At 72.2% G+C, this 25,859-nt stretch carries 28 protein-coding genes; 3 read left to right on the plus strand and 25 right to left on the minus strand.

The features are described from left to right. Positions 1 to 95 precede the first annotated feature (95 nt). The 10 genes from QOL15_RS09980 to QOL15_RS10025 form a co-directional block, all read right to left on the minus strand. Entirely contained in the window at positions 96 to 836 is a 741-nt protein-coding gene (locus QOL15_RS09980) for an alpha/beta hydrolase (RefSeq protein ID WP_071249167.1), read from the minus strand. Further along, the gene (locus QOL15_RS09985; protein WP_071249163.1) at positions 833 to 1,135 is read right to left on the minus strand and encodes a hypothetical protein; all 303 of its coding nucleotides are present in this window, start codon (positions 1,133 to 1,135) and stop codon (positions 833 to 835) included. The genes QOL15_RS09980 and QOL15_RS09985 overlap by 4 nt, the downstream gene beginning before the upstream one ends. A 12-nt stretch (positions 1,136 to 1,147) precedes the next feature. After that, positions 1,148 to 2,092 (minus strand): lytic transglycosylase domain-containing protein, encoded by a 945-nt coding sequence (locus QOL15_RS09990; RefSeq protein WP_254784157.1) that lies wholly within the window; start codon positions 2,090 to 2,092, stop codon positions 1,148 to 1,150. Positions 2,093 to 2,152: 60 nt separating this feature from the next. Continuing rightward, positions 2,153 to 2,710, minus strand: a complete 558-nt coding sequence (locus QOL15_RS09995; RefSeq protein ID WP_065962019.1) for a DivIVA domain-containing protein — start codon at positions 2,708 to 2,710, stop codon at positions 2,153 to 2,155. A gap of 119 nt (positions 2,711 to 2,829) precedes the next feature. Next, positions 2,830 to 3,825: a phosphatidate cytidylyltransferase gene (locus tag QOL15_RS10000; RefSeq protein WP_071249161.1), complete on the minus strand. Its 996-nt coding sequence runs from the start codon at positions 3,823 to 3,825 to the stop codon at positions 2,830 to 2,832. After that, positions 3,825 to 4,379, minus strand: coding sequence for a ribosome recycling factor (gene frr, locus QOL15_RS10005; RefSeq protein WP_065962015.1), 555 nt, complete (start codon positions 4,377 to 4,379; stop codon positions 3,825 to 3,827). The genes QOL15_RS10000 and frr overlap by 1 nt, the downstream gene beginning before the upstream one ends. A 47-nt stretch (positions 4,380 to 4,426) precedes the next feature. Further along, entirely contained in the window at positions 4,427 to 5,146 is a 720-nt protein-coding gene (pyrH, locus tag QOL15_RS10010) for a UMP kinase (RefSeq protein ID WP_065962014.1), read from the minus strand. Between the two features lie 155 nt (positions 5,147 to 5,301). Next, positions 5,302 to 6,129: a translation elongation factor Ts gene (gene tsf, locus QOL15_RS10015; protein WP_065962012.1), complete on the minus strand. Its 828-nt coding sequence runs from the start codon at positions 6,127 to 6,129 to the stop codon at positions 5,302 to 5,304. Positions 6,130 to 6,209: 80 nt separating this feature from the next. Then, entirely contained in the window at positions 6,210 to 7,106 is an 897-nt protein-coding gene (gene rpsB / locus QOL15_RS10020) for a 30S ribosomal protein S2 (RefSeq protein ID WP_065962010.1), read from the minus strand. Between the two features lie 286 nt (positions 7,107 to 7,392). Continuing rightward, positions 7,393 to 8,835 carry a sugar porter family MFS transporter gene (locus QOL15_RS10025; RefSeq protein WP_071249159.1) on the minus strand — a complete coding sequence of 481 codons (1,443 nt, stop codon included), beginning with the start codon at positions 8,833 to 8,835 and terminating at the stop codon, positions 7,393 to 7,395. Positions 8,836 to 9,092: 257 nt separating this feature from the next. On the opposite strand from QOL15_RS10025, the gene QOL15_RS10030 reads away from it, so the two are divergent. Beyond that, on the plus strand, positions 9,093 to 9,728 hold the full coding sequence (locus QOL15_RS10030; protein WP_083394109.1) for a murein hydrolase activator EnvC: 636 nt from the start codon (positions 9,093 to 9,095) through the stop codon (positions 9,726 to 9,728). Between the two features lie 97 nt (positions 9,729 to 9,825). Here QOL15_RS10030 and QOL15_RS10035 read toward each other — a convergent pair whose 3' ends face one another. The 9 genes from QOL15_RS10035 to rplS form a co-directional block, all read right to left on the minus strand. Next, positions 9,826 to 10,755: a tyrosine recombinase XerC gene (locus tag QOL15_RS10035; protein ID WP_065962006.1), complete on the minus strand. Its 930-nt coding sequence runs from the start codon at positions 10,753 to 10,755 to the stop codon at positions 9,826 to 9,828. A gap of 27 nt (positions 10,756 to 10,782) precedes the next feature. After that, on the minus strand, positions 10,783 to 12,096 hold the full coding sequence (dprA, locus tag QOL15_RS10040) for a DNA-processing protein DprA (protein ID WP_071249157.1): 1,314 nt from the start codon (positions 12,094 to 12,096) through the stop codon (positions 10,783 to 10,785). Further along, positions 12,093 to 13,613: a YifB family Mg chelatase-like AAA ATPase gene (locus QOL15_RS10045; RefSeq protein ID WP_083394108.1), complete on the minus strand. Its 1,521-nt coding sequence runs from the start codon at positions 13,611 to 13,613 to the stop codon at positions 12,093 to 12,095. The genes dprA and QOL15_RS10045 overlap by 4 nt, the downstream gene beginning before the upstream one ends. After that, a complete protein-coding gene (locus QOL15_RS10050) occupies positions 13,610 to 13,978 on the minus strand; it encodes a YraN family protein (RefSeq protein ID WP_071249155.1) in 369 nt (122 codons plus the stop codon). Before QOL15_RS10050 ends, QOL15_RS10045 begins: the two co-directional genes overlap by 4 nt. 154 nt (positions 13,979 to 14,132) lie before the next feature. Continuing rightward, on the minus strand, positions 14,133 to 14,483 hold the full coding sequence (locus tag QOL15_RS10055; protein ID WP_065962001.1) for an Lsr2 family protein: 351 nt from the start codon (positions 14,481 to 14,483) through the stop codon (positions 14,133 to 14,135). A gap of 114 nt (positions 14,484 to 14,597) precedes the next feature. Then, positions 14,598 to 14,921, minus strand: a complete 324-nt coding sequence (locus QOL15_RS10060) for a DUF2469 family protein (protein ID WP_065962000.1) — start codon at positions 14,919 to 14,921, stop codon at positions 14,598 to 14,600. 185 nt (positions 14,922 to 15,106) lie between these two features. Continuing rightward, the gene (locus QOL15_RS10065; RefSeq protein ID WP_083394107.1) at positions 15,107 to 15,811 is read right to left on the minus strand and encodes a ribonuclease HII; all 705 of its coding nucleotides are present in this window, start codon (positions 15,809 to 15,811) and stop codon (positions 15,107 to 15,109) included. Then, positions 15,808 to 16,554 (minus strand): signal peptidase I, encoded by a 747-nt coding sequence (lepB, locus tag QOL15_RS10070; protein WP_065961996.1) that lies wholly within the window; start codon positions 16,552 to 16,554, stop codon positions 15,808 to 15,810. Before lepB ends, QOL15_RS10065 begins: the two co-directional genes overlap by 4 nt. A 198-nt stretch (positions 16,555 to 16,752) precedes the next feature. Further along, a complete protein-coding gene (gene rplS, locus QOL15_RS10075; protein WP_065961995.1) occupies positions 16,753 to 17,109 on the minus strand; it encodes a 50S ribosomal protein L19 in 357 nt (118 codons plus the stop codon). A gap of 168 nt (positions 17,110 to 17,277) precedes the next feature. Between rplS and map the strand changes: the two genes are divergently transcribed. Beyond that, a complete protein-coding gene (map, locus tag QOL15_RS10080) occupies positions 17,278 to 18,066 on the plus strand; it encodes a type I methionyl aminopeptidase (protein WP_065962033.1) in 789 nt (262 codons plus the stop codon). Between the two features lie 145 nt (positions 18,067 to 18,211). Here the strand turns inward: map and trmD are convergent, their stop codons facing one another. The 5 genes from trmD to QOL15_RS10105 all read right to left on the minus strand — a co-directional run bounded on the left by trmD (position 18,212) and on the right by QOL15_RS10105 (position 22,433). After that, positions 18,212 to 18,901 carry a tRNA (guanosine(37)-N1)-methyltransferase TrmD gene (gene trmD, locus QOL15_RS10085; RefSeq protein ID WP_071248844.1) on the minus strand — a complete coding sequence of 230 codons (690 nt, stop codon included), beginning with the start codon at positions 18,899 to 18,901 and terminating at the stop codon, positions 18,212 to 18,214. 7 nt (positions 18,902 to 18,908) lie between these two features. Beyond that, positions 18,909 to 19,451, minus strand: coding sequence for a ribosome maturation factor RimM (gene rimM / locus QOL15_RS10090; RefSeq protein ID WP_083230193.1), 543 nt, complete (start codon positions 19,449 to 19,451; stop codon positions 18,909 to 18,911). A gap of 37 nt (positions 19,452 to 19,488) precedes the next feature. Then, positions 19,489 to 19,725 carry an RNA-binding protein gene (locus QOL15_RS10095; protein ID WP_065961989.1) on the minus strand — a complete coding sequence of 79 codons (237 nt, stop codon included), beginning with the start codon at positions 19,723 to 19,725 and terminating at the stop codon, positions 19,489 to 19,491. A gap of 4 nt (positions 19,726 to 19,729) precedes the next feature. Continuing rightward, positions 19,730 to 20,137 carry a 30S ribosomal protein S16 gene (gene rpsP, locus QOL15_RS10100; protein WP_065961987.1) on the minus strand — a complete coding sequence of 136 codons (408 nt, stop codon included), beginning with the start codon at positions 20,135 to 20,137 and terminating at the stop codon, positions 19,730 to 19,732. A gap of 175 nt (positions 20,138 to 20,312) precedes the next feature. Continuing rightward, on the minus strand, positions 20,313 to 22,433 hold the full coding sequence (locus QOL15_RS10105) for an FAD-dependent oxidoreductase (RefSeq protein ID WP_071248847.1): 2,121 nt from the start codon (positions 22,431 to 22,433) through the stop codon (positions 20,313 to 20,315). A gap of 78 nt (positions 22,434 to 22,511) precedes the next feature. Here QOL15_RS10105 and QOL15_RS10110 point away from each other — a divergent pair, with 78 nt between their 5' ends. Next, the gene (locus tag QOL15_RS10110) at positions 22,512 to 23,642 is read left to right on the plus strand and encodes a glutamate--cysteine ligase (RefSeq protein ID WP_065961983.1); all 1,131 of its coding nucleotides are present in this window, start codon (positions 22,512 to 22,514) and stop codon (positions 23,640 to 23,642) included. A gap of 187 nt (positions 23,643 to 23,829) precedes the next feature. Here QOL15_RS10110 and QOL15_RS10115 read toward each other — a convergent pair whose 3' ends face one another. After that, a complete protein-coding gene (locus QOL15_RS10115; protein WP_071248851.1) occupies positions 23,830 to 25,794 on the minus strand; it encodes a hypothetical protein in 1,965 nt (654 codons plus the stop codon). Between the last annotated feature and the right edge of the window lie 65 nt (positions 25,795 to 25,859).

Consider the following 25,859-nt stretch of genomic DNA (forward strand, 5'->3'; position numbering starts at 1 on the left):
GCCTGGAGGCGCACCACGCGCCTCCAGGCCGGCCCGCGTCCCGACGTGGTCCGCGGAGTCGTCGGGCAGCTGCCGTCGTCAGGCAGGTGCGGACGTCAGCGGGCGATGTCGTCGTCGACGTGCGTCGGCAGCGGCGCGCTGCCCGGCACGACGAGGTCGGCGACGGCGTCGAGCACCGTCCGCACGTACCGCTCCCCCACCCACAGGTGCTTCGCGCCCGCCACGGGGACCACGCGGACGTTCGGTGCGACGGCGAACCGGCGCACCGCCTCGTCCGGCTGCAGGAAGTCGTCGTGCTCGGGGACGAGGGCGACCACCGGGACGTCGACGGAGGCCCACCGGGCCAGCTCCGCGTCGGTGGTGCGGTGCAGCGGCGGCGAGAGCAGGACCACTCCGGCGACGTTCCCGGCCGCGACGTGTTCGAGCCCGTGCTTGAGCGCGACCTCGGTGCCGAACGACCACCCGACGAGCCACGGCGTCGGCAGCCCCCGGGCGACGACCTCGTGCACGGCCGCGCGGAGGTCGAAGCCCTCGGACTCCCCCTCGCCGAACGTGCCCTCGGAGGTGCCGCGGGGCGACGTCACGGACCGGAAGTTGAACCGGAGCACCGCGATGTCGGCGAGCTCGGGCAACCGGGCGGCGGCCTTCTTGAGCACGTGCGAGTCCATGAACCCCTGGGCGGTCGGCAGCGGGTGCAGGGTCACGAGCGTCCCACGGGCGGCTCGTCCGAGGGGCTCCGCGAGTTCGCCGACGAGGGTGAGGTGGTCGTCCGTGACGAGCTCGACGTCGGTGCGATGCGCCGGCAGTTCCGTCCCGGACCGGATCTCGGTGCTCATGCGATGCTCCAGCAGTGGTTGTGCCAGTGACGGCGTGACGCCAGGTCGGCTTCGTCGCCGAGGACGCCGTCGGCACGCCAGACGACGACGTGGGCGGTCCCGGGCAGGACCGTGCCGCCGCACCCGGGGCAGACGTACTCCTTCTGGGCGGAGGCAGCCGAGACGGGCTGGACGGTGAAGGTCCGACCGCGCCGGACCTCGGTCCGCTTCCACCCGGACATCAGGCGGTCGAGACCGACCTCGTCCTCAGGCTCGGGAACCGCACCGCGCGGACGCCGCGGTCGGTTGCTGCGCGGCACCCCCGGACCCGATCAGTACCAGTTGTAAGTTTGGCTGTGGCCCCAGGCGCCGCAGGGCGTGCCGTAGGAGTCAGAGATGTAGTTGAGACCCCAGGTGATCTGCGTTGCAGGGTTCGTCTGCCAGTCGGCGCCGGCCGTCGCCATCTTGCTGCCGGGGAGCGACTGCGGGATGCCGTAGGCACCGCTCGAGTTGTACGCGTTGACCCGCCAGCCCGACTCCCTGTTCCAGAGCGAGACGAGGCAGCTGAACTGGTCGGACCCCCACCCGCGGGCGGCAACCATCTGCTGGGCGATGGCCTGCGCGCTCCCCGGGTTCGGCGTGGCCGCCGCGGGTGCGACGACATTCGACGGCGTGATCTTCTGCTTTGCCGCCGCGGCGCTGTCGGCTGCGTCGACCGGCGGGGAGGAGACCTCCGGCGTCGGGACGGTGACCCCGTACTCGTCGCGCGACACGTCGAACGCGGCGTAGGTGCCGTGGGTCGTGTAATGCTGAGGGGCGACCGCGGCCTTGACGAGCACCGGTGCGGTGACCGCGGCCTGGGCGACGTCGGGCTGCATCGGGTTGAAGAGCGAGCCGCCGACGAACCCGAAGACCGCGAAGAAGGACAGCGCCGGGATCGTCGCGCGGGACCGCATGAACGACCCGACCGATCGCTTCGGCGCGGTCCGCGCCACGGTCGCCCGAGCGGACGGGGTGGCTCGACGCTGGGCGACGACGCGGTGGTCGACGACCGTGCGCGGGACGGAGCCGGCGGTCGCGGTGCGCTCCTTGCGAGCGGGTGCGCTCTCGGGTGCCGCCGGGATCGAGGCCGTCACGGCCTGCGGTGCCGTGTGGATGACCGCGTGCTCCGAGGTGCGGAGTCGGTCACGTGCCGCGCGGCGCTCACCGACGACCGGACGGTCGAGGTGGTCGCGGGTGCCGCGGTCTTCGCTGAGGTCTGCCGTGTGCCTGCCCATGAGTCCGTCCAGGATAACGGAATGGTCACGCGATGAGAAGCACCGCCTGCCAGCGCGTCGTCAGCGGACGGCGAGCATGACCTCGACGACGGCGTCGAGCAGTGCGTCGACCTGCGCTTCGCGGTAGCCGCCGTGCTTCGGGCGGAACACGACCGAGCGGACCTCGGTGAGGCTCAGCGGCTTGCCGTCGCGGAAGTACCCGGCCAGGCGCTGCGCGAACGCGTCGACGTCCTTCGGGTGGTAGCCGGTGCCGAGCGGGCTCGTGCGGGCGAACCGCTGTCGGTCCGGACGTTCGAGCCGGGCCACCACGTCCGAGGCCTTGGTGCGGGCTTCGGCGTACCACGCCTTCTTGCCGACGTCGGCGATCTCACGCTCGCGCTCCCGGGCGGCGAAGGCGTCCTCGAGGCGTTCGAGGGCGGCGTCGACGTGGGCCGTCGAGTACCCGCCCTTCTTCATCGAGAAGGCCGTCGCGCGGATCTTCGCTGCCTCGATGCCGGGAGCGGTGTCGGCGGCGGTGTACGCGCGTCGGGCGTCCTCGAGGAACCGATCGACCTCGTCGACGTCGTACCCGAGGGCTTTCCGGTCTGCGGTGGGGAAGGTGGTGGCCACGGGCGACATTCTGCCAGCACTCGACCATGGGGCTGGCTGGACGCGCCTCACGCCACCCTGTCAGTGCACGACGGCGACGCGACCACGGGGAGCGCGTGCGCGCGCGACCGAGGCCGTGCGGCAGCTCGTCAGTGCACGACGACGAGGAACAGCCCGTACGCGACCGCGGCCGACGGCAGGATGCTGTCGATCCGGTCGAGGAGTCCCCCGTGCCCGGGCAGGAAGGACGAGATGTCCTTGATCCCGAGGTCCCGCTTGATCATCGACTCGGTGAGGTCACCCAGCGTCGCCGACCCCGAGATGAGGACGCCGAGGACGATGCCGGTCCACCACGGCAGACCGAGCATGAGCCAGACGACCAGGATGCTCATGACGATGCTCGCCGCGACGGACCCCGCGAAGCCCTCCCAGGTCTTCTTCGGGCTGATCCGCGGTGCCATCGGGTGCTTGCCGAGGTTGAGCCCGGTCGCGTAGGCACCGGTGTCGACGGCCACGACGACGAGGATGAAGGCGATGACCCAGAGCTCGCCGCGGGGCTGCGCCGAGAGCAGGACGATGCAGGCGCCGAGCACCGTGATGTACGCCTGGACGAACAGCCCGTTCGTCAGGTCCCGCGCGACGTGCCCGGCCGGGGGCTTCTCACGTTCGACCGCGACCTCGACGAGCCGCCACACCACGATGAGCAGGATGCCGCCGAGCACCGCGAACAACGCCGCGACCTGACCGCCGAGGAACGCGGCCGGCACCATGCCGACCGCCGCCACGACGCTCGGGATGCGCGGGACGTCCCGGCCGGCGAAGCGCATCGCACTCGCGAGTTCGTACACGGCGACGCCGAGCAGGAACGCCGCGACGACCATGAACGACGGCTTCCACAGCAGGAGCGACCCGAGCATGACGACCGCGAACGCCAGGGCGATGGCGATCGCGGCCGGCAGGTTCCGCCCGGTCCGCGCCGTGAGTGCCTCGTTGCGCGCGCCGAACTCAGCCTTGCGCTGCCGGAGCTGCGCTTCGAAGTCGGCGCGCGCCGCGCGGGCACGGGCGTCGAAGTCCTGACGGAGCCCCTTCTTCGCGGACGGGCGCGGTTGCGTGGGGCGGTCGCCGCCCGGGTCGGGGAGACGCATCAGACCTCGAGGAGTTCGGCTTCCTTCTTCTTCAGCGCGTCGTCGATCTGGTCGACGTGCTTCTTCGTGAGCGACTCGAGGTCCTTGTCGCCGCGGGCGATCTCGTCGTCGGAGATCTCACCCTTCAGCGCGTCGAGGTCGTCCTTGGCACGACGACGGATGTTGCGGATGACGACCTTGTGGTCCTCGCCCTTGCCGCGCACGAGCTTCACGAACTCCTTGCGACGGTCCTGGGTGAGCTCCGGGATCGTCACGCGGACGATCTCGCCGTCGTTCGTCGGGCTCGCGCCGAGGTTCGGGAACGTCGCGATCGCGCGCTCGATCTCCTTCAGCGCCGACTTGTCGTACGGCGTGACGATGAGCGTGCGGGCCTCGGGCGTCTGCAGCGACGCCAGCTGCGCGAGCGGCGTCGGCGTGCCGTAGTAGTCGACCGGGATCTTCTGGAAGAGGGCGGCGTTGATGCGTCCGGTACGGACGGTCGCGAAGTCGTCCTTGGCGACGTCGACGGCCTTCGCCATCTTCTCGGTGGCTTCGGTCAGGACATCACTGATCACGGTGGTTCTCCTTCGGTACTGCTGTCGAGTCTAGTCAGCGGCCGGGGTCAGTTGCTGACCACCGTGCCGATCCGCTCCCCGCGGATCGCCGCCGCGACGTTGCCGGCGCCCTCCATGCCGAACACGTGCATCGGCATGCCGTTGTCCATGCAGAGCGAGAAGGCCGTGGCGTCGACGACCTTCAGCCCCTGCAGCAGGGCGTCCTGGTAGGTCACGTGGTCGAGCTTCTCGGCGCTCGTGTCCTTCTTCGGGTCGGCGGTGTAGACCCCGTCGACGCCGTTCTTCGCGACGAGCACCTCGTGCGCGTCGATCTCGAGCGCACGCTGTGCGGCCACGGTGTCGGTCGAGAAGTACGGCAGGCCCGCGCCGGCACCGAAGATGACGATGCGGCCCTTCTCGAGGTGCCGCTCGGCGCGCCGCGGGATGTACGGCTCCGCGACCTGGGTCATGCTGATCGCGGACTGCACGCGCGTGGCGGCCCCGGCCTGCTCGAGGAAGTCCTGCAGCGCGAGGGCGTTCATCACGGTCCCGAGCATGCCCATGTAGTCGGCACGGCCGCGGTCCATCCCGCGCTGCGACAGCTCGGCACCGCGGAAGAAGTTCCCGCCGCCGACCACGATCGCGACCTCGACGTCCTGGGCGGCCGCGGCGATCTCCTTCGCGATGGTGCCGATCACGTCCGGGTTCACCCCGAGCGACCCGGCTCCGAAGGCCTCCCCCGACAGCTTCAGCAGGACCCGGCGGCGTCCGGTCTTCTCGTTCGTCATGTGGCGCACCCTTCGTCGAATGTCTCGTGGGAATCTACCCGGCCGCAGCCGGTCCGGCGGAGGCGGGTCGCGCCTCCAGGCCGGGTGCGCGCCCCTCGGCGCGCGAAAACGGGGCCAGGAACCGGTTCTCGGTTCCTGACCCCGTCACGGGTTCGTTACGCGCCGACCTTGACGCGGGCGAAGCCCTGGATGGTGATGCCGGCGTTCTCGGCGGCCTTCGCGACGGACAGCTTGTTGTCCTTCGCGTAGTCCTGCTCGAGCAGCGCGACCTGCTTGCGGTAGGCGTTGAGGCGACCCTCGACGATCTTCGGGAGGGCGGCCTCCGGCTTGCCCTCCTCGCGCGTGATCGCCTCGACGGTCGCGCGCTCCTTCTCGATCGCCTCGGCCGGGATCTCGTCGCGGGTGAGGTACGTCGGGTTCGCGAACGCGACGTGCTGCGCGATCGAGCGGGCCTCGGCGGCGTCGGAGCCCGAGTAGGCGATGACGACGGCGATCTGCGGCGGCAGGTCCTGGCTGGTCTTGTGCAGGTAGACCTCGAAGGCGTCGCCCTCGACACGGGTGACCGTGCGGAGCGCGAGCTTCTCGCCCAGCGCGGCGGCGGCCTCGTCGATCGCCTCGGCGACCGTCTTGCCGTCGAGCGGCGCGGCGTTGCCGGCCTCGACGTCGGACGCGCCGGCGGCGGCGACCGCGGCGACGACCTTGTCGGCGAGGGTGGTGAACTTCTCGTTCTTCGCGACGAAGTCGGTCTCGCTGGCGAGCTCGACGACGGTGGCGGCGCCACCCTCGGTCGACGCCACGACGACGCCCTCGGAGGTCGCACGGTCGTCGCGCTTGGCGACGGCCTTCGCGCCCTTGATGCGGAGGAGCTCGACGGCCTTGTCGTAGTCGCCGTCGGCCTCGACGAGCGCGTTCTTGGCGTCCATCATGCCGGCCCCGAGGTCCTCACGGAGCTTCTTCACGTCAGCAAGGCTGTAGTTGGCCATTGGCTGGAGTCCTTTCTGGACTGGAGTTGTGGAGAGAGAAGGAGGGGGCGCCGAGCCGACCGGCCCGGCGCCCCCGGATGTCACTCGGCGGGGGTGGCTTCGGCGTTCTTGTCGGCCTCGGCGATCGGCTCGCCGATCTCCTTCGCGGCGACCTGCGCGTCGGCGTCGTTCTCCTCGACCGGGGTCTCGGCGACCGGCGCGGCGTCGGCTGCCGGAGCGGCCTGCTCGCCACCGAGGAGCTCCTGCTCCCACTCGGCGAGGGGCTCGGCCTCTTCCTCGTCGCCACCGTTGTGGCGGGTCTTCAGGCCCTCGGCCGCGGCGTCGGCGACGATGCGGGTGAGGAGGCCGACGGAGCGGATCGCGTCGTCGTTGCCCGGGATCGGGTACGTGATCTCGTCGGGGTCGCAGTTGGTGTCGAGGATGCCGATGACCGGGATCCCGAGCTTCTGCGCCTCGTCGACGGCGAGGTGCTCCTTCTTGGTGTCGACGATCCAGAGCGCGCTCGGGGTCCGCGTGAGGTTGCGGATACCACCGAGGGTCTTGTGGAGCTTGTCCAGCTCGCGCTTCTTGATGAGGAGCTCCTTCTTGGTGAAGCCCTTCGTCGTGTCGTCGAAGTCGATCTCCTCGAGCTCCTTCATGCGCGCGAGGCGCTTGGAGACCGTCTGGAAGTTCGTGAGCAGACCGCCGAGCCAACGCTGGTTGACGTACGGCTGGCCGACGCGGGTCGCCTGCTCGGCGATGGAGCCCTGGGCCTGCTTCTTGGTGCCCACGAAGAGGATCGTGCCACCGTGCGCGACCGTCTCCTTGACGAAGTCGTACGCGCGGTCGATGAAGGCCAGCGACTGCTGCAGGTCGATGATGTGGATGCCCGAGCGCTCGGCGAGGATGAAGCGCTTCACCTTCGGGTTCCACCGACGGGTCTGGTGTCCGAAGTGGACGCCGCTGTCGAGCAGCTGGCGGATGGTGACGACGGCCATGCCGTCCCTCCTTGTTCTCGGCGCACGGCTGTTGGGCCGTGAGCACGGTTGCGGTTGTTGTCGGTCCCGACCGGTGGTCGGGGCCCCTGGCGCCCTGTCCGCACGGCCGCCCGCTCGTGGGAGCGGGACCGGTGGCCGGTGGACGTGCCGTTGGATGAGCACAGTGGACGCGCGAAGTCAGCGCGCTGAGCGCGCTGCGGGAGTCATGCTAACAGACGGGAGGCCCGGATCACGCACGCCGATCGGCGTGGGTGATCCGGGCCTCCCGTCCGGCGACCGGCGTGGGTCAGGCCTTGGCGTCGACCGTGTCGCCCTCGGCCGTGATGCCCATCTCCTCGAGCGAGCGACCCTTCGTCTCCGGGATCTTGGCGATCACGAAGAACAGGGACACGAGCGCGAAGAGCGCGTAGATGCCGTAGGTCACCGTCAGGTTGAAGCCGGAGAGCACCGGGAACGTGATCGTGACCACGAAGTTCGCGATCCAGTTCGCGGCCGAGCCGACGCCGAGCGCCGTCGCACGGATGCGGTTCGGGAACATCTCGCCGAGCAGGACCCACATGAGCGGGCCCCAGGTCGCACCGAACGACACGACGAACAGGTTCGCGAAGACGAGGGCGATGATGCCCCACGGGCCGGGCAGTTGCGGTGCGCCGTCGACGATCGCGGCCTGCGAGAACGCGATCGCGACCATCGTGAGCGAGACGAACATGCCCGCGGAACCGGCGACGAGCAGCGGCTTGCGGCCGAGCTTGTCGACGCTGAAGATCGCGATGAAGGTGACGGCGACGTTGACGATCGAGGTGATCGTCGAGATGAGGAACGAGTCCTCCTCCTTGAACCCGACGGCCTGCCAGAGCGTCGTCGAGTAGTAGAAGATCACGTTGATGCCGACGAACTGCTGCAGGACGGCGAGGATGATGCCGACCCAGACGATCGGCTGCAGGCCGAAGCGGTTGCCCCGGATGGAGCCCTTCTTCTCCTTGGCCTCCTTCTCGATACCGTCCTGGATCTCCTCGAGGCTCGTGTTCACCGTGTCGCGCGGGACGATCTTGCCCATCACGTCACGGGCGTCCTCCTTGCGGCCCTTGGCGAGCAGGAAGCGCGGGGACTCCGGCAGCGTGATGGCCAGGACGCCGTAGACGACCGACGGGACGACGCCGACGAGGAACATCCAGCGCCACGCGGCGAGACCGAGCACCTGCTCCGACGCGCCACCGGCGGTGACGGCGAACAGCTGGTCGGACAGCAGCGCGGCGAAGATGCCGAGCGTGATCGCAAGCTGCTGGAACGATGCCAGGCGGCCGCGGATGGCCTTCGGGGAGACCTCGGAGATGTAGGCCGGCGCGATGACCGAGGCGGTGCCGATGCCGAGACCGCCGACGAGGCGCCAGACCACGAGGTCCCACGTCGCGAACGCGAAGGCGCTGCCGATCGAGGACACGAAGAAGAGCACGGCGGCCCAGAACATGACGCGCGTGCGACCCCAGCGGTCGGCGAGGCGACCGGCGAAGTAGGCGCCGAAGGCACAGCCGATCAGGGCCGAGGCGACGGCGAAGCCGCTCGCGGCCTCGGTCAGGCCGAACTCGCCCTTGATCGCGTCGACGGCTCCGTTGATGACGGAGGAGTCGAATCCGAAGAGGAAGCCGCCGACAGCCGCCGCGATGGCGAACAGGGTGACCTTCCCCTTGAACGCACGGTCCTCGCCGTGCTGGGTGGACGTGTTCGACACGATGCTCCAGGTTCTTGCCGCCGTGCTGGGTGGCGCACGGTGCCCCGGCGGTCGGCAGGTTCGCCGTCCGAGCGGCGTTGCGTGGTTCCGGAGCGACCCAGACTGTACCCCCACAGCGGGCCCGGGGCACAACCGGCCGTGCGCGGGTCGGCAGGACGCGCGTGTCCCGTCCTCCACAGGCCTGGAGGCGCGTCCCGCCGTCCACAGGTCGGCTCGCGTCGGTGCGGGGTGATGCACGCCGCTGCGACGCTCGGGGCATGCGTTCGTCAGGTCCCGTCGCACCGGTCCTCGGACTGGTCCTGGCGCTGGTCGCAGTGGTCCCTGCACCGGTCCCTGTCGCGGTCTCGGTACCGACCCCGGACCCGGTCCCGACCCCGGTCTCGGTCTCGGTCTCGGTCTCGCTCCTCGTCCCGGCCTCGGTCCCGGAGCCGGCCGCGGGTCGGGTCGTCGGTGACGCCGGGACCCGGTCGGAGGCACCCTGGGTGTGGCCGACGGGCGGCCGGGTCGTCGAGCGCGGGTGGGAGGCCCCCGCAGACGAGTACGCCGCGGGCCACCGGGGCATCGACGTCGACGCGGCGGTCGGGACGCAGACGGTCGCGGTCGCCGACGGGGTGGTCTCGTTCGCCGGACAGGTGGCCGGCCGAGGGGTCGTGTCGATCGACCACGGCGACGGGCTGGTGTCGACGCTCGACTCGGTCGCCCCGCTCGTCGCCGGCGGCGAGGTGGTCCGTCGGGGCGATCCGATCGGCACGGTCGCGGTGGGGCACTGCTCAGCCGAGGCGTCGTGCGTGCACCTCGGGGCACGGGTGGACGGTCGGTACATCGACCCGACGCCCTACCTGCCGGCGGCGGCGTGGCCGGTACTCCTGCCGGAGTCCGCGTGGCCGGGATGAGTCGGAGACGCGGGTCGGGCTGTGCCGCTCAGGCTCGCTGGTGTGTTCGCCAGGCTGGCTGGTGCGCCGTTCGTCAGACTCGCTGGCCCGCCGTTCGTCAGGCTCGCGGGTGCGCCGTGCGGTAGACCTCCCGCAGACGCGCTGACGACACGTGCGTGTAGATCTGCGTGGTACCGAGGCTCGCGTGCCCGAGCAGTTCCTGCACCGCCCGCAGGTCCGCTCCCCCGTCGAGCAGGTGCGTCGCCGCCGTGTGCCGGAAGGTGTGCGGTCCGCTCGGACCGTCCCCGGGCAGGTCGGCGAGGATCCGCGCGACGGTCCGGTGGACGCTCCGGACGCCGAGCCGTCCACCCCGGTCGCCGAGGAACAGTGCGTCGCCGGCGTTCTCGGACCGCGCGGCCAGGACGGGACGACCCCGGGCGGTCCACGCCTCGAGGGCGTCGTTCGCGGGCACCCCGAAGGGCACCACCCGCTCGCGACCGCCCTTGCCGAGCACCCGGACCGTCAGGCGGCTCCGGTCCACGGCACCGAGGTCGAGGCCGACCAGTTCGCTCACGCGGATCGCCGTCGCGTAGAGCAACTCGACGACCGCGAGGTCACGGAGCGCCCCGGGGTCGTCCGATGCCGCACGGACCGCAAGGCCGTCGAGGAGCCGCCGCACCTGGTCGGAGCCCACCACCCGTGGGAGGTGCGCCGCGCGCTTCGGGGCGCGGAGCCGCACACCGGCGTCGGTCGGCACCACGCCCGACTCGCTGGCCCAGCGGGTGAAGGCGCGCACCGACGAGGACCGCCGTGAGAGGGTCGACCGGGCCAGACCGCGCTGGTCGGCCTCCCACAGCCAGTCCCGCAGGAGCTCGAGTGTCACGTCCGAGGTCTGCCGTGCCCCGCGCTCGTGGGCGAAGGCGACGAGCTGGTCGAGGTCGTTCGCGTAGGCGCGGACCGTCTGCTCGCTGAGACCGCGGGCGTTCCGGACGTGCTCCAGGAACACCTCCACCGCGGCCACGAGCCGCCCGTCCGCCGTCCCGGTCACGTGCCCAGCGTAGGTCGCGCGGCCCGGTCACGCCCGCACCCACCCGGACGCGGTGTGCGTGGCGAGCCCCTGCAGTTCGGCGAGCGCGAGGGCGTCCGCGACCTCGGACGGCGACATGCCGCTCCGCACCACCACCTCGTGCTCCGGCAGGGGGCGCCGCGCGAGTGCATCGAGGACCCGGAGGACCTCGGCGTCGAGCCGCGCACCGACGAGCGGTGCTGCCCGACCGTCCCCGTCCACACCGTCGCCGGACGGTCGCCCGCGCGGCCCCGGCGTGTGCACCGCCCCTCCGCCGACGGCCCCGCCGCCCACCGCCGGCTCGACCACCGCCCGCACCGGGTCCTCCGGGCGGACCACGAGCTGTGCCCGCCCGTCGGCCACGAGCCGGTGGCAGCCGACCGACGCGGACGACGAGAACGCCCCCGGCACGGCGAACACCGGCCGTCCGAGCTGCCCGGCGTGGTGCGCGGTGTTCAACGCACCCGACCGTGCACCGGCCTCGACCACGACCGTCGCGTCGCCGAGGGCGGCGATGAGCCGGTTCCGCGCCAGGAACCGCCAGCGCGTCGGTCGCGTCCCCGGCGGCGACTCCGCGAGCACGGCGCCCTGCCTGCTGACGTTCCGCAACAGGTCGGCGTTGCCGGCGGGGTAGAGCTGGTCGATGCCGCCCGCGAGCACCGCGGTGGTGGGTGCACCGGCGGCGATCGACACCCGGTGGGCGACGGCGTCGATGCCGTACGCGCCACCGCTCACGACCGAGCAGCCGGCGTCGGCGGCGAGGGAGGTGATCTCCGCCGCGGCCTCGGCCCCCGCCACGGTGTTCGCCCGCGACCCGACGACGGACAGCGACGGTCGGACGACCTCCGGGCGACCGCGGGCCCAGAGCACGACCGGGGCGTGCACGTCGAGGTCGTCGACGCGCTCCGGCCACCCCGGACAGCCGGGCACCAGCAGCCGGGCGCCGACGGCGGCAGCGGCCGCGAGCGCGGCGGTCGGGTCGAGCACGGCGACCCGGGGCGCCCAGCGCTCGACCGCGGACGCCAGGGCATCGGCGTAGGCGACGGGGTCCTCCGACCCGGGGACCTGCGCGTCCAGCGCGAGCGCGAGCAGGTCGTCGCAGCCGTCCGACCCGTTCCCCGGACCCGCCTCGCAGCGGGCGCGCAGCGCGAGCAGCGAACGACCGGCACCGACGCCGGCGACGAGGCCCCCGGCGAGCCCGTCGCCCGGCTCGACGAGCGTCGACCACGCCACACGCGACGCCGCCTCGGCGAGGTCGACCTGGTCGAGCCCGCCGTCGAGCACGGCCCCGGCGAGGTCCAGCAGACCGCCCGCCTCGTTCACAGGGCGCTCCGGAGCGCCAGGGCCTGGCCGACGTGCACGTCCGACGGGCGCTCAGCGCCCTGCAGGTCGGTGAGCGTCCACGCGAGCCGCATCGTCCGGTCCCACCCGCGCATCGTCAGGGTCCCGAGGTCGAGCGCCCGGTCGAGCACGGCGGTCGCCCCGGGTTCCGAGTGGCCGGGCTGCCGCAACCACCCTCCGGACACCTCGGCGTTGCGCGACCACCCGGTCCCCTGCAGCCGCTCGGCCATCGCCGCGCGCGCCCGTTCGACGTCCGCGCGTGCCCGGGCCGTGGTCGGCGTCGAGCCGTCCCCGCTCCGGATCGTCGCCGTGGTCACGCGGGGCACCCGCACGCGGATGTCCATCCGGTCGAGCAGCGGCCCGGACATCCGCCCGAGGTAGCGCCGCACGGCCGCCGGTGAGCACTCGCACGGCAGGGTCCCCTGGCCCGCGTTGCCGCACGGGCAGGGGTTCGCCGCGAGCAGCACCTGGCACCGCGCGGGGAACTCCGCGGCGCCGACCGCTCGGTGCACGGTGACCGTGCCCGACTCGAGGGGCTGCCGCAGCGCGTCGAGCACCGCCCGCGGGAACTCCGGCGCCTCGTCCAGGAAGAGCACGCCACGGGTCGCCCGGGACACCGCCCCCGGTCGGACGGTGCCGCTCCCCCCGCCGATGAGCGACACCGCCGAGGCGGAGTGGTGCGGTGCCTCCCACGGCGGACGGGTGGTCCACGACGCCGCTCCGTGTCCGGCGACGGAGCGGACGGCGGCGACCTCGAGCGCCGCCTCGTCGTCGAGGTCCGGCAGGATCCCGTGCAGGCGCTCCGCGAGCATCGTCTTGCCGGCTCCCGGTGGTCCGAGCAGCAGCGCGTGGTGGCCACCCGCGGCAGCGGCCACCACGGCGCGGACGCCGGTCGGGTTGCCGACGACGTCCGCCAGTTCGGCGACCGGCAGCTGCTCGGTGGTGACGCTCGGGCTCGGGACGGGATCCACCTCGACGCTCGGCAGCGCGGCCCCCGCCGCGATCGCGGCCGCGCGGAGCGAGTCGACGCCGTGCACCGCGACGCCGCGCACGAACCGGGCCTCGTCGAGGTTCCCCGTCGGCAGGACGACCCGTTCGGCACCGGACTCCCGCGCCGCGAGCAGCATCGGCACGACCCCGGGGACCGGCCGCAGCCGACCGTCGAGGCCGAGCTCGCCGATGTAGACGATCCGTTCGTGCACGTCCGGCGCGACACCGGCCCCGGCGAGCACCGCCATCGCGATGGCCAGGTCGAACCCGGACCCGCGCTTCGGGATCGCCGCCGGGGTCAGGTTCACCGTGATCCGCCGCGCCGGCAGCGGCGCCCCGGCGTTCGCCGCGGCCGCCCGCACCCGTTCGCGTGCCTCGCCGAGGGACGTGTCCGGCAGTCCGATGATGCTGAACCCGGGCAGCTGGCTCGTGAGGTGGGCCTCGACCTCGATGCGGCGACCGCTCACCCCGAGCAGCGCGACGGCCGAGGCGCGCCCGATCCCGGTCACAGCAGACCCGCCACGTGCTCGATCCCGTGCCGTGGACCGTCCACGTGCACCGCCACGGCGTCGATGCGGACGGCCGGCGCGGAGACCTCCGGGTGCGCCGCCGACCAGCGCCCGACGAGCTTCCGGAGCCGCGCCGTCTTCGCCGGGGTGATCGCCTCGAACGGGTGCCCCGTCGACGTCCCGGCCCGCGTCTTCACCTCGACGAAGACGAGGGTGTCGCCGTGCCAGGCCACCACGTCGACCTCACCCGTGCGGCACCGCCAGTTGCGGTCGACCACCCGGAAGCCGTTCGCCTCCATCCACTCCACTGCGAGCCGCTCGCCCGTCGCTCCGAGCGCACCGCGGCGTCCTGTCGATCCGTCCATGTCGCCACCTCCTGCCGGAAGGATGACGCCGTCGGGGCGGAGTCGCGGGACACGCGGAATGCCCTGTGGACAGTGCCGACAATTCTCGGGCTTGTGGAGGAATGACGAAGCCCCGGGCGACCGATGGTCACCCGGGGCTCACACGCGCTCGCGACTAGTGCGCGGCTGCGTACGCTTCCTGCACCTGGGTCGAGATACGACCGCGGCTGGACACCTCGTACCCGTTCTCCTTCGCCCATTCCCGGATCTTCGCGAGCTCCTCGGAATTGCCGCGCTTGGGAGCGGACTTCGGCGTCGACGCGCCACCGGAACGACGACCGGAGACCTTGCGGGCCGCCGCGACGTAGTCGGAGATCGCCTCGCGGAACTTGTCGACGTTGTCGTCGGAGAGGTCGATCTCGTAGTGCGAACCGTCGAACGAGAACTCGACCGTGCGGCCTTGTCCGTCGGTGATGGGCGAATCGTCGAGATCGTCGACGAGCTGGACGGTGACCTTCTGTGCCATTGTCTGCTCCTGGTTGCGGGGACGGGTGTCCACGTCAGGTTAGCGGGAATGTCACCGGAATGCGCAGACCACTCCGCCGGATGACGCAGAAAGAATGCACGGGGAAAACGACGATCACTCGTCGAGCGCGAGTTCCTTCGGCAGCTCGAGTTCCCGCGAGGTGAGTTCCTCGACGTTCACGTCCTTGAACGTCAACACCCGGACGGACTTCACGAAACGGTCGGAACGGTAGACGTCCCACACCCAGACGTCGCTCATCGACAGTTCGAAGTAGAAGTCGTGCTCGGTGTCACGGCGGACGAGGTCGACCTCGTTCGCCAGGTAGAAACGCCGCTCGGTCTCGACCACGTAGCGGAACTGCGACACGACGTCGCGGTACTCCCGGTACAGGGCCAGTTCGACCTCACGGTCGTAGTCGTCGAATTCGTCGTCATCCATCGCGCACCCATTCTACGGCGACACGGACGCGTGCGTCGCGCCCGGACCTCCGGCGACACGGACGCGTGCGTCGCGCCCGGTCCCGCGGCGACACGGACGCGCGCGTCGCACCCGGACCTCCCGCGACACGGACCCGTGCGTCGCACCCGGTCCCGCGGCGACACGGACGCGCGCGTCGGCCCCGGTCAGCGACCGACCGCGTCGAGTTCCTCGAACCCGTCGAGCGCCACCGCCGACGCCTGGTGGAGCCAGCTGGTCCGGTGCAGCGCGTGCACCCCGACGGCACGGATGCCGTCGTAGTGCGCAGCCGACCCGTAGCCCTTGTTCGACGCCCACGCGTAGTGCGGAGCATCCGCGTGCGCGGCGGTCATCAGCGCGTCCCGCTCGACCTTCGCGACGACGGACGCCGCGGCGACGGAGGCGCAGTCCCGGTCGGCCTTGACCCGGACGACGACGTCGAGCGGCCGGCCGGCGGTGAGCGACGGCGGCACCGCACGCGTCAGCCAGTCGAACGACCCGTCCAGCACCACCACGGCTCCGTCGAGGGACAGCCCGTCGGCGACGAGGTCGGCGATCGCCGCCGCACCGGCCTGTCCGAGCGCGGGCACGATGCCCTGCCGGTCCACGACCTCCGCCGGTGCCATCCCGACCGCCGTGCGCGCCCAGCGACGGACGACGGGCACCAGCTCGGTGCGACGTGCGGCGCTGAGCAGCTTCGAGTCGGCGAGCCCCTGCGGGACGCGCCCGACGTCGAGCGTCACGGCGGCGACCCCGACGGCGACCGGCCCGGCGATCGCCCCGCGGCCGACCTCGTCCATGCCGAGCACCGTGACGCGGCCTTCCCCGAGCAGCCGCTTCTCGAACCGGAGCGACGGCCGGACGGCGGTCACCGGTCGCGCTCCTCCACGCCGGCGAAGACCTCGGGGTAGTCGTCCAGCCACGTCCAGCGGCTCGTCGGCCAGGAGATCACGAAGGCGCGCCCGGTGACGTCGGACAACGGCACGAAGCCCTTCGACGGGGTGTCGCCGTTGTAGCGGGAGTCCTTCGAGTCGAAGCGGTTGTCGCCCATGACCCAGATGGTGCCCTTCGGCACGGTGACCGAGAAGTCGGTGCCGGATGCGCGCGTCTCACCGAGCGGGAGCTTCAGGTACGGCTCCTTGATCGGGACGCCGTTCACGGACATCTGACCGAGGTCGTTGCAGCACGACACCTTGTCGCCGGGCAGCCCGATGACGCGCTTGATGAGGTGGTCGTCGCTGTCGCCGGTGCCGAGGCCCACCTGGGTCAGCAACCAGTCGATCGCCTTCGCGGGCTGCGTCGTCGGAGCGACACTCGGCACGTCGGCCCCGGCGAGCCAGCCACCCGGGTCCTTGAACACGACGACGTCGCCGCGCTTCAGTGCGACGGCATCCGGGACGAGCTCGTTGACGATCACCCGGTCGTTGATCTGGAGCGTGTTCTCCATCGACGCCGACGGGATGTAGAACGACCGGATCAGGAACGTCTTCACGAGGAACGACACCAGCAGCGCGGCGAGGAAGATGATGACGAGGTCACGGAGGAACGTCAGGACCCCGTTCGCCTTCTTGTCGGATCGCGGGCGGCGCCCCGGTTCCTGCGTCGTGTCCGTCATTCCTGCTCTCGTTCTCCGCGCTCACGTGGAGCGTTGCGACCGCGCCCGGATCGGACGCTCGACCACGCTCACCAGGAGCATGCGGTGCCCACCCCCGGGAACGGGTGCGGGAAAGGGTGAACCCCCCGCCGATGCACAACCGTACATGGACGAGGGGTTCGCAGCGTACCCGGCTCGCGGGCCTCACTGTGAAGGCGATCAGGCGTCGCGCTTCTCCTTGATCTTGCGGCGGGCTGCCTTGCCGCGGAGCTCGCGGAGGTAGTACAGCTTGGCGCGACGGACGTCACCGCGGGTGACGATCTCGATGTGGTCGATGATCGGCGAGTGCACCGGGAACCAGCGCTCGACGCCGACCTGGAAGCTGACCTTGCGGACCTTGAAGGTCTCGCCGATGCCGTGACCCTGACGGCCGATGACGACGCCCTGGAAGACCTGGATACGCGAACGCGTGCCTTCGACGATGTTGACGTGGACCTTGACGGTGTCCCCCGCGCGGAAGTCGGGGACGTCGGTACGCAGCGATGCTGCGTCGACGTTGTCGAGGAGCTGGCTCATGAGCGGTTCACTCTCTGCGGACGCACACGGGTCGCCGCGGATCGATGTTCGGAAAGATGGTGGTGTGCCCGGTGTCGGCGACTCCCCCGTGGCAGAGTCCAGCCAGGGCACAGCCACCCATCCTGCCACAGGTCCGGTGATCGCACCAACCAGGGCAGGATGGTGACCATGATCGAACTCCGCACCCCCGCCGAGCTGGACGGCCTGCGCGTGGCCGGCCGGTTCGTGGCCGACGTCCTCGACGAGCTGCTCACGACCGTCGACGTCGGCGTGAACCTGCTCGACCTCGACCGCGTCGCCGCGCGGATGATCGCCGAGCGGGGCGCCGTCAGCTGCTACGTCGACTACCACCCCTCGTTCGGCAACTCGCCGTTCGGCAAGAACCTGTGCACCTCGGTGAACGACGCCGCGCTGCACGGCCTCCCGCACGACCGCGTGCTCGTGGACGGGGACCTCGTGAGCCTCGACTTCGCCGCGAGCGTCGACGGCTGGGTCGCCGACTCCGCCGTCACCGTGCAGGTCGGCACGCCGCGCGACGAGGACCAGCGGCTCGTCGCGACCGTCGAGCAGGCCCTCGCGGCCGGCATCGACCAGTTCCGGCCGGGCAACAAGCTCGGCGACGTCTCGTACGCGATCGGCCGGGTCGCGAAGGACGCTGGCTTCGCCGTGAACACGCAGTTCGGCGGCCACGGCGTCGGTCGCACGATGCACGGCGACCCGCACGTCCCGAACGACGGGCGTCCCGGTCGCGGCCTGAAGCTCCGCCCGGGCCTCGTCGTCGCGGTCGAGCCCTGGCTCATGCAGGGCACCGACGAGCTCGTGCAGGACGCCGACGGCTGGACGCTCAGGAGCGTCGACGGCTCCCGGGCCGCGCACGTCGAGCACACCGTGGCCGTCACCGAGGCCGGACCGGAGGTCCTCACCCTCCGGCGCGCTCAGCGCGACGCTTCGAGCTGACGCGAGGGACGCGACAGACGCGACCGAGGCGGGACACGACGGACGCGGCAGACGCGGCGGACGACGGACGCACCACACGACGGACGGGAGGCGCGGTGCCGGCCGGCACCGCGCCTCCCGTCCGTCGTGTCGCGGGGACCGCGCCCTACGCGTCGGGCAGCAGGTCGGGCCGGACGCGACGCGTCCGCTCCACCTGCTGCTCGTGCCGCCAGGCGGCGACGCGCGCGTGGTGTCCGCTGAGCAGGACGTCCGGGACCGCGAGGTCGCGCCAGACCGCCGGCTTCGTGTACGAGGGGTACTCGAGCAGGCCGTCCTCGTGGGACTCCTCGACGAGCGACTCCGGGTTGCCGACCACGCCGGGGACGAGTCGACCGACGGCCTCGATCATGGCCATGGCCGCGACCTCGCCGCCGTTCAGGACGTAGTCGCCGAGCGAGAGCTCGACCACGGTCGCCCGCGTCGACGCCCACTCGAACACCCGGGCGTCGATGCCCTCGTACCGCCCGCAGGCGAACACGAGGTGCTCGTGCTCGGCGAGCGACCGGGCGATCGGCTGCCGGAAGGGCGTGCCGGCCGGCGTCGGGACCACGAGCGTGGAGGAACCGTCCTCGCGGAGGACCGACCCGAGGGCCTCGGCCCAGGGCTCGGGCTTCATCACCATGCCGGCGCCGCCGCCGTACGGGGTGTCGTCGACGGTCCGGTGCCGGTCGGTCGTCCAGTGCCGCAGGTCGTGCACGTGCACGTCGAGCAGCTTCTCCTGGCGGGCCTTGCCGAGCAGGGAGACGTCGAGCACGGAGAAGAACTCCGGGAAGATCGTGACGATGTCGATGCGCACGCGGTGCCTACGAGACCGTCTCGGGACGGGACGTGTCCTCCGGGTCCTCGAACAGACCGGTGGGCGGGGTCACCGTGACGGTGCCGGCGGCGATGTCGACCGCCGGGACGATCGCGGCCACGAAGGGCACGAGCACCTCGCCGCGGTCGGGGGTGTCGATCGCCAGCAGGTCCTGCGCCGGCAGGTGGTCGACGCGTGCGACGGTGCCGACCTCGACGCCGTCCCGCAGCACGCGGAGTCCGACGAGCTGGTGGTCGTACCAGGCGTCGTCCTCACCGGTGTCGGAGTCGGCGTCCTGCTCGATCCAGAGGATCGCGCGGGCGAGCGTCTCGGCACCGGTCCGGTCCTCGACACCCTCGAAGAAGGCGACCGGGTGACCGTTGTACCAGCGGAGTTCGTCCAGCGTGAGGGTCTTGCCTGCCCACGGGGACTCCGCCGGGACCTGGAGCGTGAAGACCGCTCCGGGGGTGAACCGACGGTCCGGGTCGTCGGTGTAGAGCTCGAGCTTGATGCCGCCCTTGAGCCCGTGCGCCTTCGTGATCCGCCCCACCCGGAGCTGGGTCGTCTCGCTGGGAATGGTCGTCTCCCTAGGAATCGGAGTCGACCACGTCGACGCGCACCCGCTTGCCGTCGGCCAGCGCCGAGACGAGGGTGCGGAGCGCCTTCGCGGTGCGACCGGCACGACCGATCACGCGGCCGAGGTCCTCGGGGTGCACACGCACCTCGAGGACCTCGCCCCGCGCGGAGGTGGAGCTGGCGACGCGCACGTCGTCCGGGTGATCGACGATCCCCTTGACGAGGTGCGTCAGCGCGGATTCGAGCAAGGAATCAGGCCTCGGTCGTCTCGGCGGCGTCGTCGGCCGGAGCGGCGGCGGGTGCCGTCTTCTCCGACTTCGGCTTGAGGACGGCCTTCTTGGCGGTGTCCGCGACGAAGGCCTGCTTCGGCTCGGCGACCTTGACGGTGGACTCGGTGTTGCCCTCGCCCTTGAACTTGCCCCAGTCGCCGGTGAGCTTGAGGAGCGCCGCGACCTGCTCGGTCGGCTGTGCGCCGACGCCGAGCCAGTAGAGCGCACGCTCGGACTCGATCTTGATGACCGAGGGCTCCTCGGTCGGGTGGTACTGACCGATCTCCTCGATCACACGACCGTCGCGCTTGGTGCGCGAGTCGGCGACGACGATGCGGTAGTAGGGCGCACGGATCTTACCGAGGCGCTTGAGACGGATCTTGACAGCCACAATTACTCCTGTTGCGTGATGTTGTGGTTGAACCGGAACCGCGGGCGTGGGGGCACGCGCGGTGGAAGCTCGAGGGAAGTCGCGACCTGCTGGATAGAGGGTCGAGCAGACGCGATTCGACCGTTCATTCTTGCAGGTTTCCGCGCGAGAAGCGAGCCGCGACCCGCCGGGGACGTCAGGGCGCGAGCCGCCGGACCGCCTCGAGCGCCTCGCTCGTCGCCCGGACCGCGTCGACCCCGCTGGCGTCGCGGGCCCCGCCGACGACGGCGACCGGCACGCCGGCAGCCCGGAGGTTCGCCACCAGCCCGTCGGGTCCGGTCTCCTCCGCCCCGGGGGCGCGTTCCTGTCCGGCGCACACCACGACGTGGTCGGCCGGGACGGCGCGCTCGACGCCCGCCTCGTCGAGGATCCACAGCGTGCCCGGTTCGATCCGCAGGTACGCGCGGACCCCGGCGACGAGGTGCACACCCGCGTCCCGCAGGCGCCCGACGGCCACCCAGCGGGAGGTGATGCCGATCCCCTGGCCGATCTTGCCGGCGCGCCGGAGCACGGTGACCTCGGGGCCGGGCCGCGTGACCCGGTCGGCCGCGGGCAGCCGCTGCGGTACGTCGCCGAGGACGTCCCGGGCGACGTCGACGTCCCAGCGCTCGGCGAACTCCGCGGCGCGGACGACCTCGTCGGGCGACTCGACGAGGAACGCCGCCGTGTCCACGCCGATCCCGCCGCCGCCGACGATCGCGACGGTCCCCGCCGGCACGCCCTCGCGGAGGGCCTGCTCGTAGGAGACGACGTGCGGCAGGTCCGCGCCCGGCACGTCGAGCGGTCGCGGGACGACGCCGAGGGCCAGCAGCACCGCGTCGCTCCCGGCCAGGTCGGCGACGGCGGCGCGACGCCCGAGGTGCACCGTGGCACCGCGGTCCGCGAGTTCGGCGACGGCCGCCCGCACGGTCGCCGCGTAGTCCTCCTTGCCGGGGATCGCGGCGGCGAGGGCGAACTGGCCGCCGAGCGACGCGTCGGCCTCCCACAGCGTCACGGTGTGGCCGCGTCGTGCGGCGTCGACCGCGGCGGCCAGGCCGGCCGGTCCCCCGCCGACGACGTCGACCCGCAGCGCCCGACGCGTGGGTCGGGCCGGGAACGCGAGCTCGCGCGCGGCGCGCGGGTTGACCAGGCAGGACACCGGGGCACCGACGATCGACCGGTCGAGGCAGGCCTGGTTGCAGCCGATGCAGGTGTTCACGAGGTCGAACCTGCCGCCGAGCGACCGCGCGACGATGTCCGGGTCGGCGAGGAACGGGCGGGCGAGGGCAACCGCGTCGACGAGGCCGTCGCGGAGCACCGTCTCGCCGTCGCGGAGGTCGGTCATCCGGTTCGACGCGATCACGCGGACGTCCGGGTGGTCGGAGGTCCGGACGACGCGGGCGATGCGCTCCGCGTAGGACACCCAGGCCCCGTGCGGCACCGAGGCCTGCACGGTGGGCGTGCGGGACTCGTGCCAGCCGATGCCCACCGAGACGCCGTCGAGCCCGAGCGGCAGCAGGTCCCGGACGAGCGCGTCGACCTCGTCGTCGGTCGTCGACCCGGGCATGAGGTCCGCGCCGGAGAGCCGGATCGTCACCGCGAGGTCGGGCACCGCGGCCCGGACGGCACGGACGACCTCGACCGCGAAGCGCCGACGGCGTTCCGGGGTGCCGCCCCACTCGTCCTCGCGGTGGTTCGTCAGCGGCGACTGGAACTGGTTCACGAGGTAGCCCTCGGACGCCATGATCTCGACGCCGTCGAAGCCGATGTCCCGGGCGGACCGAGCGGCGGCGGCGAAGTCCTCGATCGTCGACCGGACCTCGTCCCCGGTGAGCTCCTCGGGGACGACCCCGCGCGCGGCGGCCCACGGCAGGGCGGACGGCGCGACCGCCCGCTGGGGTCGGCCGTGCCGGTCGGTCACGCCCTGCACGAGCGCGTACCGACCCGCGTGGAACAGCTGCGCGAGCACGGTGCCGCCCTCGTCGTGCACGGCGTCGACGGCGACCCGGAAGCGCTCGTCGGCGCCGTCCGCCCCGAACACCGCGAAGTCGGGGCCGCCGCGGGCCTCGTCGCTCACCGCGATGCCCCCGGTCACGATGCACGCGACCCCGCCTGCCGCGCGCTCCCGGTAGAAGGCCGCCATCGCTGCTCCGCCGTCGTCCCGCACCTCGAGTCCGGTGTGCATCGACCCCATCACGACGCGGTTCGACAGGTGCAGGGGGCCGAGGGTCCAGGGCGACGACAGGACCGCGAGGTCCGGCTGGGCGACGGTGCTCATGCCCCTACTCTGCCGGACGCCGCTCCCGGGCCGGTGTTCCTTGTGCCGACCCTCCAACATCACGGGCAGGATGGCCGCATGGACATCCGTTTCACCGAGTCCCGCCCGTCGACCATCGGCGTCGAGTGGGAGCTCCCGCTGGTCGACCGGGACACCGGCGACCTCGCTCCCCGGGCACCCGCCGTGATCGCCGCGGTGCAGGAGCGCCTCGGGGACCACGACCGGGTGACCGAGGAACTCCTCACCAACACCGTCGAGGTCGTCACGGGTGTCCACGAGACCGTCGGGGGTGCCACGAGCGAGCTCGCGGGCATCATCGGCGAGGTCGTCGACGCCGCGGAGCCGCTCGACGCGCAGGTGATGTGCTCCGGCACGCACCCCTTCGCGGTCTGGGACCAGCAGGAGATCACGGCTGACAGCGAGCACTACACGACGCTCATCGACCGGACCCGCTGGTGGGGTCGCCAGATGCTCATCTGGGGTGTCCACGTGCACGTCGGCATCGACGACCGCGACAAGGCCGTGCCGATCATGAACGCGATGCTCGCCTACGTCCCGCACCTGCAGGCGTTCACCGCGTCGAGCCCGTTCTGGGGCGGGACCGACACCGGGTACGCCTCGAACCGTGCGCTCATGTTCCAGCAGCTGCCGACCGGTGGCCTGCCGCCGTCGATCGAGGAGTGGTCGGGCTTCGAGACCGTGGTCGACGACCTGACGAAGACCGGCGTGATCGACGGGTTCAAGGACCTGCGATGGGACATCCGGCCCTCGCCGGGCTGGGGCACGCTCGAGAACCGCGTCTCCGACGGCATCTCGACCCTGCACGAGGTCGGTGCGGTGACCGCGTTCGTGCAGTGCCTCGTCACGGCCCTGTCCGACCGGCTCGATCGCGGCGAGACCCTGCCGTCGATGCAGCCGTGGTTCATCCGCGAGAACAAGTGGCGCGCCGCCCGCTACGGCATGGACGCCGAGATCATCACGAACGCGGCGGGCGACGAACGCCTCGTCACCGACGAGGTGCACGACCTCGTGCAGCGCCTCGACCCGATCGCCGAACGGCTCGGCTGCCAGCAGGAGCTGCACCACCTCGACACGATGATCGCGGATGGCGCCTCGTACCAGCGGCAGCTCCAGGTCGCGCAGGAGCACGGCGGCGACCTGCGCGCGGTCGTCCGCCACCTGGTCACCGAGCTGCGCGACTCGCTCTAGACGCCACCACCTGTCGGACGGGAGGCGCGGTGCCGGCCGACACCGCGCCTCCCGTCCGGTGGGACGCGCGCTCCGTGACGGCGCCGCTCGACCAGGCCGGGTCCCGGTCAGCGCAGCGCCGGACGGGACCGCGCTGGATCGGGACGGCACCCGGCCGGCGCCGCCCGCAGGCGACGCCGATCCCGGGTCAGCCCTCGATCGGGACCGAGACCGGCGCGCCGGCGCCGAAGCGGACGAGCACGTGGTCCGCGTCGGCCGGGACGCCCTGCAGGGTCACGGCCCGGAGGAGGCCGTTGTACCCGACGAGGGCGTCGGCGAGGTGCGTCCCGTCGGCCAGCGTGATCGACGCGCGGCCCTCGAACCCGGCGGCGTCGAAGCGTGCGGTGCCCGTCGCGCCGCGGACGACGCGGGCGTGGGCACCGTCGGCGACGTTCGCGCCGGTGTCCCCGAGCACGCCCTCGGTGCGGACGCGGTCGAAGCGGGAGCGGTACGCGTCGATGATCACGGGGAAGTCGAACGACGAGCTCAGCTGCGTCGGGATCCGCGCGACGCCGTGCTCGTCGGCACGACCGGTCGCCGAGAGGCCGCCGTCGGCCGTGACGTGGACCTCGAGGCCGGGCGCGGTCTGCACGACCGCGACCCACTTGCCGCCCTGGTCCTCGGCGCCGCGGATGACGGGGGTGCCGTCGGACGGGCCGCCCTCGTCGCCGCCGCCGTTGTCGCCACCGCCGTTGTCACCACCACCGTTGTCACCGCCGCCGTTGTCACCGCCGCCGTTGTCACCACCGCCGGGCGTCGGGGTGAAGCCCCCGTCCACCGGCCCCGGGGCCGGGACGGCCACGATCGGCTCCGGCTCGACCGAGCCACCCTCGCGCGCCGGGACCGTGGTGGTGACCGACGGCGACGAGACGTTCGGGCGCCCGACGTGCGCGACCCGCACCGAGACCTCGCGCTCGGCGAGCTCGGCGGGCAGGTCCACGCTGAACGTGCCGTCCGGGCGGACCACGGCCGTCCACTGGTCGTCCCCGAGGGACACCTCGGCGAAGAGCCGGCTCCCGGTCGGCTTCGCGTCGATCGAGCCGTCGAGCTGGAAACCCGTGGCCGTCTCGTGCACGCCGGCGACCGCCGGGGCGTCACGGAGCAGGACGATCGCCTGGAACTTCGTCGAGGCGATCTGCTCGTCGCCGCGGAACGCACGTGCCTCGAACGGCCCGGCCGGCACCGACGAGAAGTCGATCGTCGACGCGACGTCGCCCGTGCTCGACGGTTCGCGGAGGTCGAGCAGCGTCGTGCCGGTCGCGGTGTCGACGACCTCGAACCGGTCGAACGCGGGTCCGTGCGCCGCGAAGTCCACCGCGGAGGCGCCCACCGAGTACAGCGGGAGGCCGGCCGCGAGCCCCGAGGAGTGGCCGCCGACCGAGGTCACGGTGAGCGGCAGCTGCACCCCGTCCTCGCCGACCGTCAGCTCGACGCGACGTGCGTACGACGTGGTGCCGCCGTCGTACTCGAAGTAGACACCGAGCGTCTGTCCGGCGTACCGAGCGGGCACCTGCAGCCGGAACGTGCCGTCCGCCGCGACGTTCGTCGAACCGAGCTGCGGGTTGTCGCGGACGGCCGCGCGGAAGCGGTTGCCGGGGTTCTCGAAGAGCGTGTGCCCGGCGATCGTGAAGGCGCCGTCGGCGGCGCGCTCCACGCGGTCGATCACGGGCGGCTCGGCACGGTACGTGACCCGGAGCTCGGTGGACGCGACGACCTCGCCGTCGCGGTACGCCTTCGCGACGAGCTGCGGGCCGGGGATCGTCGACAGGTCGAGGGCGCAGCGCGCGGCCCCGGTCGACGACGGTTCGTCGATGCTGCAGACACGCTCGCCCCCGTAGCGGACGACGACCTCGAACCGGTCGAACGCCGGGCCCTCGGCGACGAGTTCCGGGTGCGTCGAGTACACCGTGAAGGAGGCCGAGCTGTCCGACTCGCTCTCCTTGCCCTCCACGGTCTGGATCCGGAGCCCGTCGGCGTGCGGCGCCGAGGACGCGGCGAGCCCGAAGGACGCGCCGGGCGCAGCGAGTGCGGCGGACGGACCGGAGATGATCGCGGTACCGACGATCGTGGCGGCACCGAGCACCGCACAGAGACGGCGGGTGTTGCGCTTCATGGAGTTCCTCTCGTTCACGCGGATTGCGTGCGATCAGCGAACACCATGTGATCTGACAGTATTTT

This window comes from Curtobacterium sp. MCBA15_012, from assembly GCF_001864935.2.
Classification (GTDB): domain Bacteria; phylum Actinomycetota; class Actinomycetes; order Actinomycetales; family Microbacteriaceae; genus Curtobacterium.

Bases quoted from the DNA above. Each gene is read 5' to 3' on its own strand.
- QOL15_RS10030 (WP_083394109.1), top strand. From the start codon at position 9,093: ATGCGTTCGTCAGGTCCCGTCGCACCGGTCCTCGGACTGGTCCTGGCG.
- tsf (WP_065962012.1), bottom strand. From the start codon at position 6,129: ATGGCCAACTACAGCCTTGCTGACGTGAAGAAGCTCCGTGAGGACCTC.
- map (WP_065962033.1), top strand. From the start codon at position 17,278: ATGATCGAACTCCGCACCCCCGCCGAGCTGGACGGCCTGCGCGTGGCC.
- QOL15_RS10000 (WP_071249161.1), bottom strand. From the start codon at position 3,825: ATGCGTCTCCCCGACCCGGGCGGCGACCGCCCCACGCAACCGCGCCCG.
- rpsB (WP_065962010.1), bottom strand. From the start codon at position 7,106: ATGGCCGTCGTCACCATCCGCCAGCTGCTCGACAGCGGCGTCCACTTC.
- lepB (WP_065961996.1), bottom strand. From the start codon at position 16,554: ATGACGGACACGACGCAGGAACCGGGGCGCCGCCCGCGATCCGACAAG.
- pyrH (WP_065962014.1), bottom strand. From the start codon at position 5,146: ATGACGAACGAGAAGACCGGACGCCGCCGGGTCCTGCTGAAGCTGTCG.
- QOL15_RS10055 (WP_065962001.1), bottom strand. From the start codon at position 14,483: ATGGCACAGAAGGTCACCGTCCAGCTCGTCGACGATCTCGACGATTCG.
- QOL15_RS10060 (WP_065962000.1), bottom strand. From the start codon at position 14,921: ATGGATGACGACGAATTCGACGACTACGACCGTGAGGTCGAACTGGCC.
- QOL15_RS09990 (WP_254784157.1), bottom strand. From the start codon at position 2,092: ATGGGCAGGCACACGGCAGACCTCAGCGAAGACCGCGGCACCCGCGAC.
- QOL15_RS09980 (WP_071249167.1), bottom strand. From the start codon at position 836: ATGAGCACCGAGATCCGGTCCGGGACGGAACTGCCGGCGCATCGCACC.
- QOL15_RS10050 (WP_071249155.1), bottom strand. From the start codon at position 13,978: ATGGACGGATCGACAGGACGCCGCGGTGCGCTCGGAGCGACGGGCGAG.
- QOL15_RS10105 (WP_071248847.1), bottom strand. From the start codon at position 22,433: ATGAGCACCGTCGCCCAGCCGGACCTCGCGGTCCTGTCGTCGCCCTGG.
- QOL15_RS09995 (WP_065962019.1), bottom strand. From the start codon at position 2,710: ATGTCGCCCGTGGCCACCACCTTCCCCACCGCAGACCGGAAAGCCCTC.
- QOL15_RS10110 (WP_065961983.1), top strand. From the start codon at position 22,512: ATGGACATCCGTTTCACCGAGTCCCGCCCGTCGACCATCGGCGTCGAG.
- QOL15_RS10115 (WP_071248851.1), bottom strand. From the start codon at position 25,794: ATGAAGCGCAACACCCGCCGTCTCTGTGCGGTGCTCGGTGCCGCCACG.
- rplS (WP_065961995.1), bottom strand. From the start codon at position 17,109: ATGAGCCAGCTCCTCGACAACGTCGACGCAGCATCGCTGCGTACCGAC.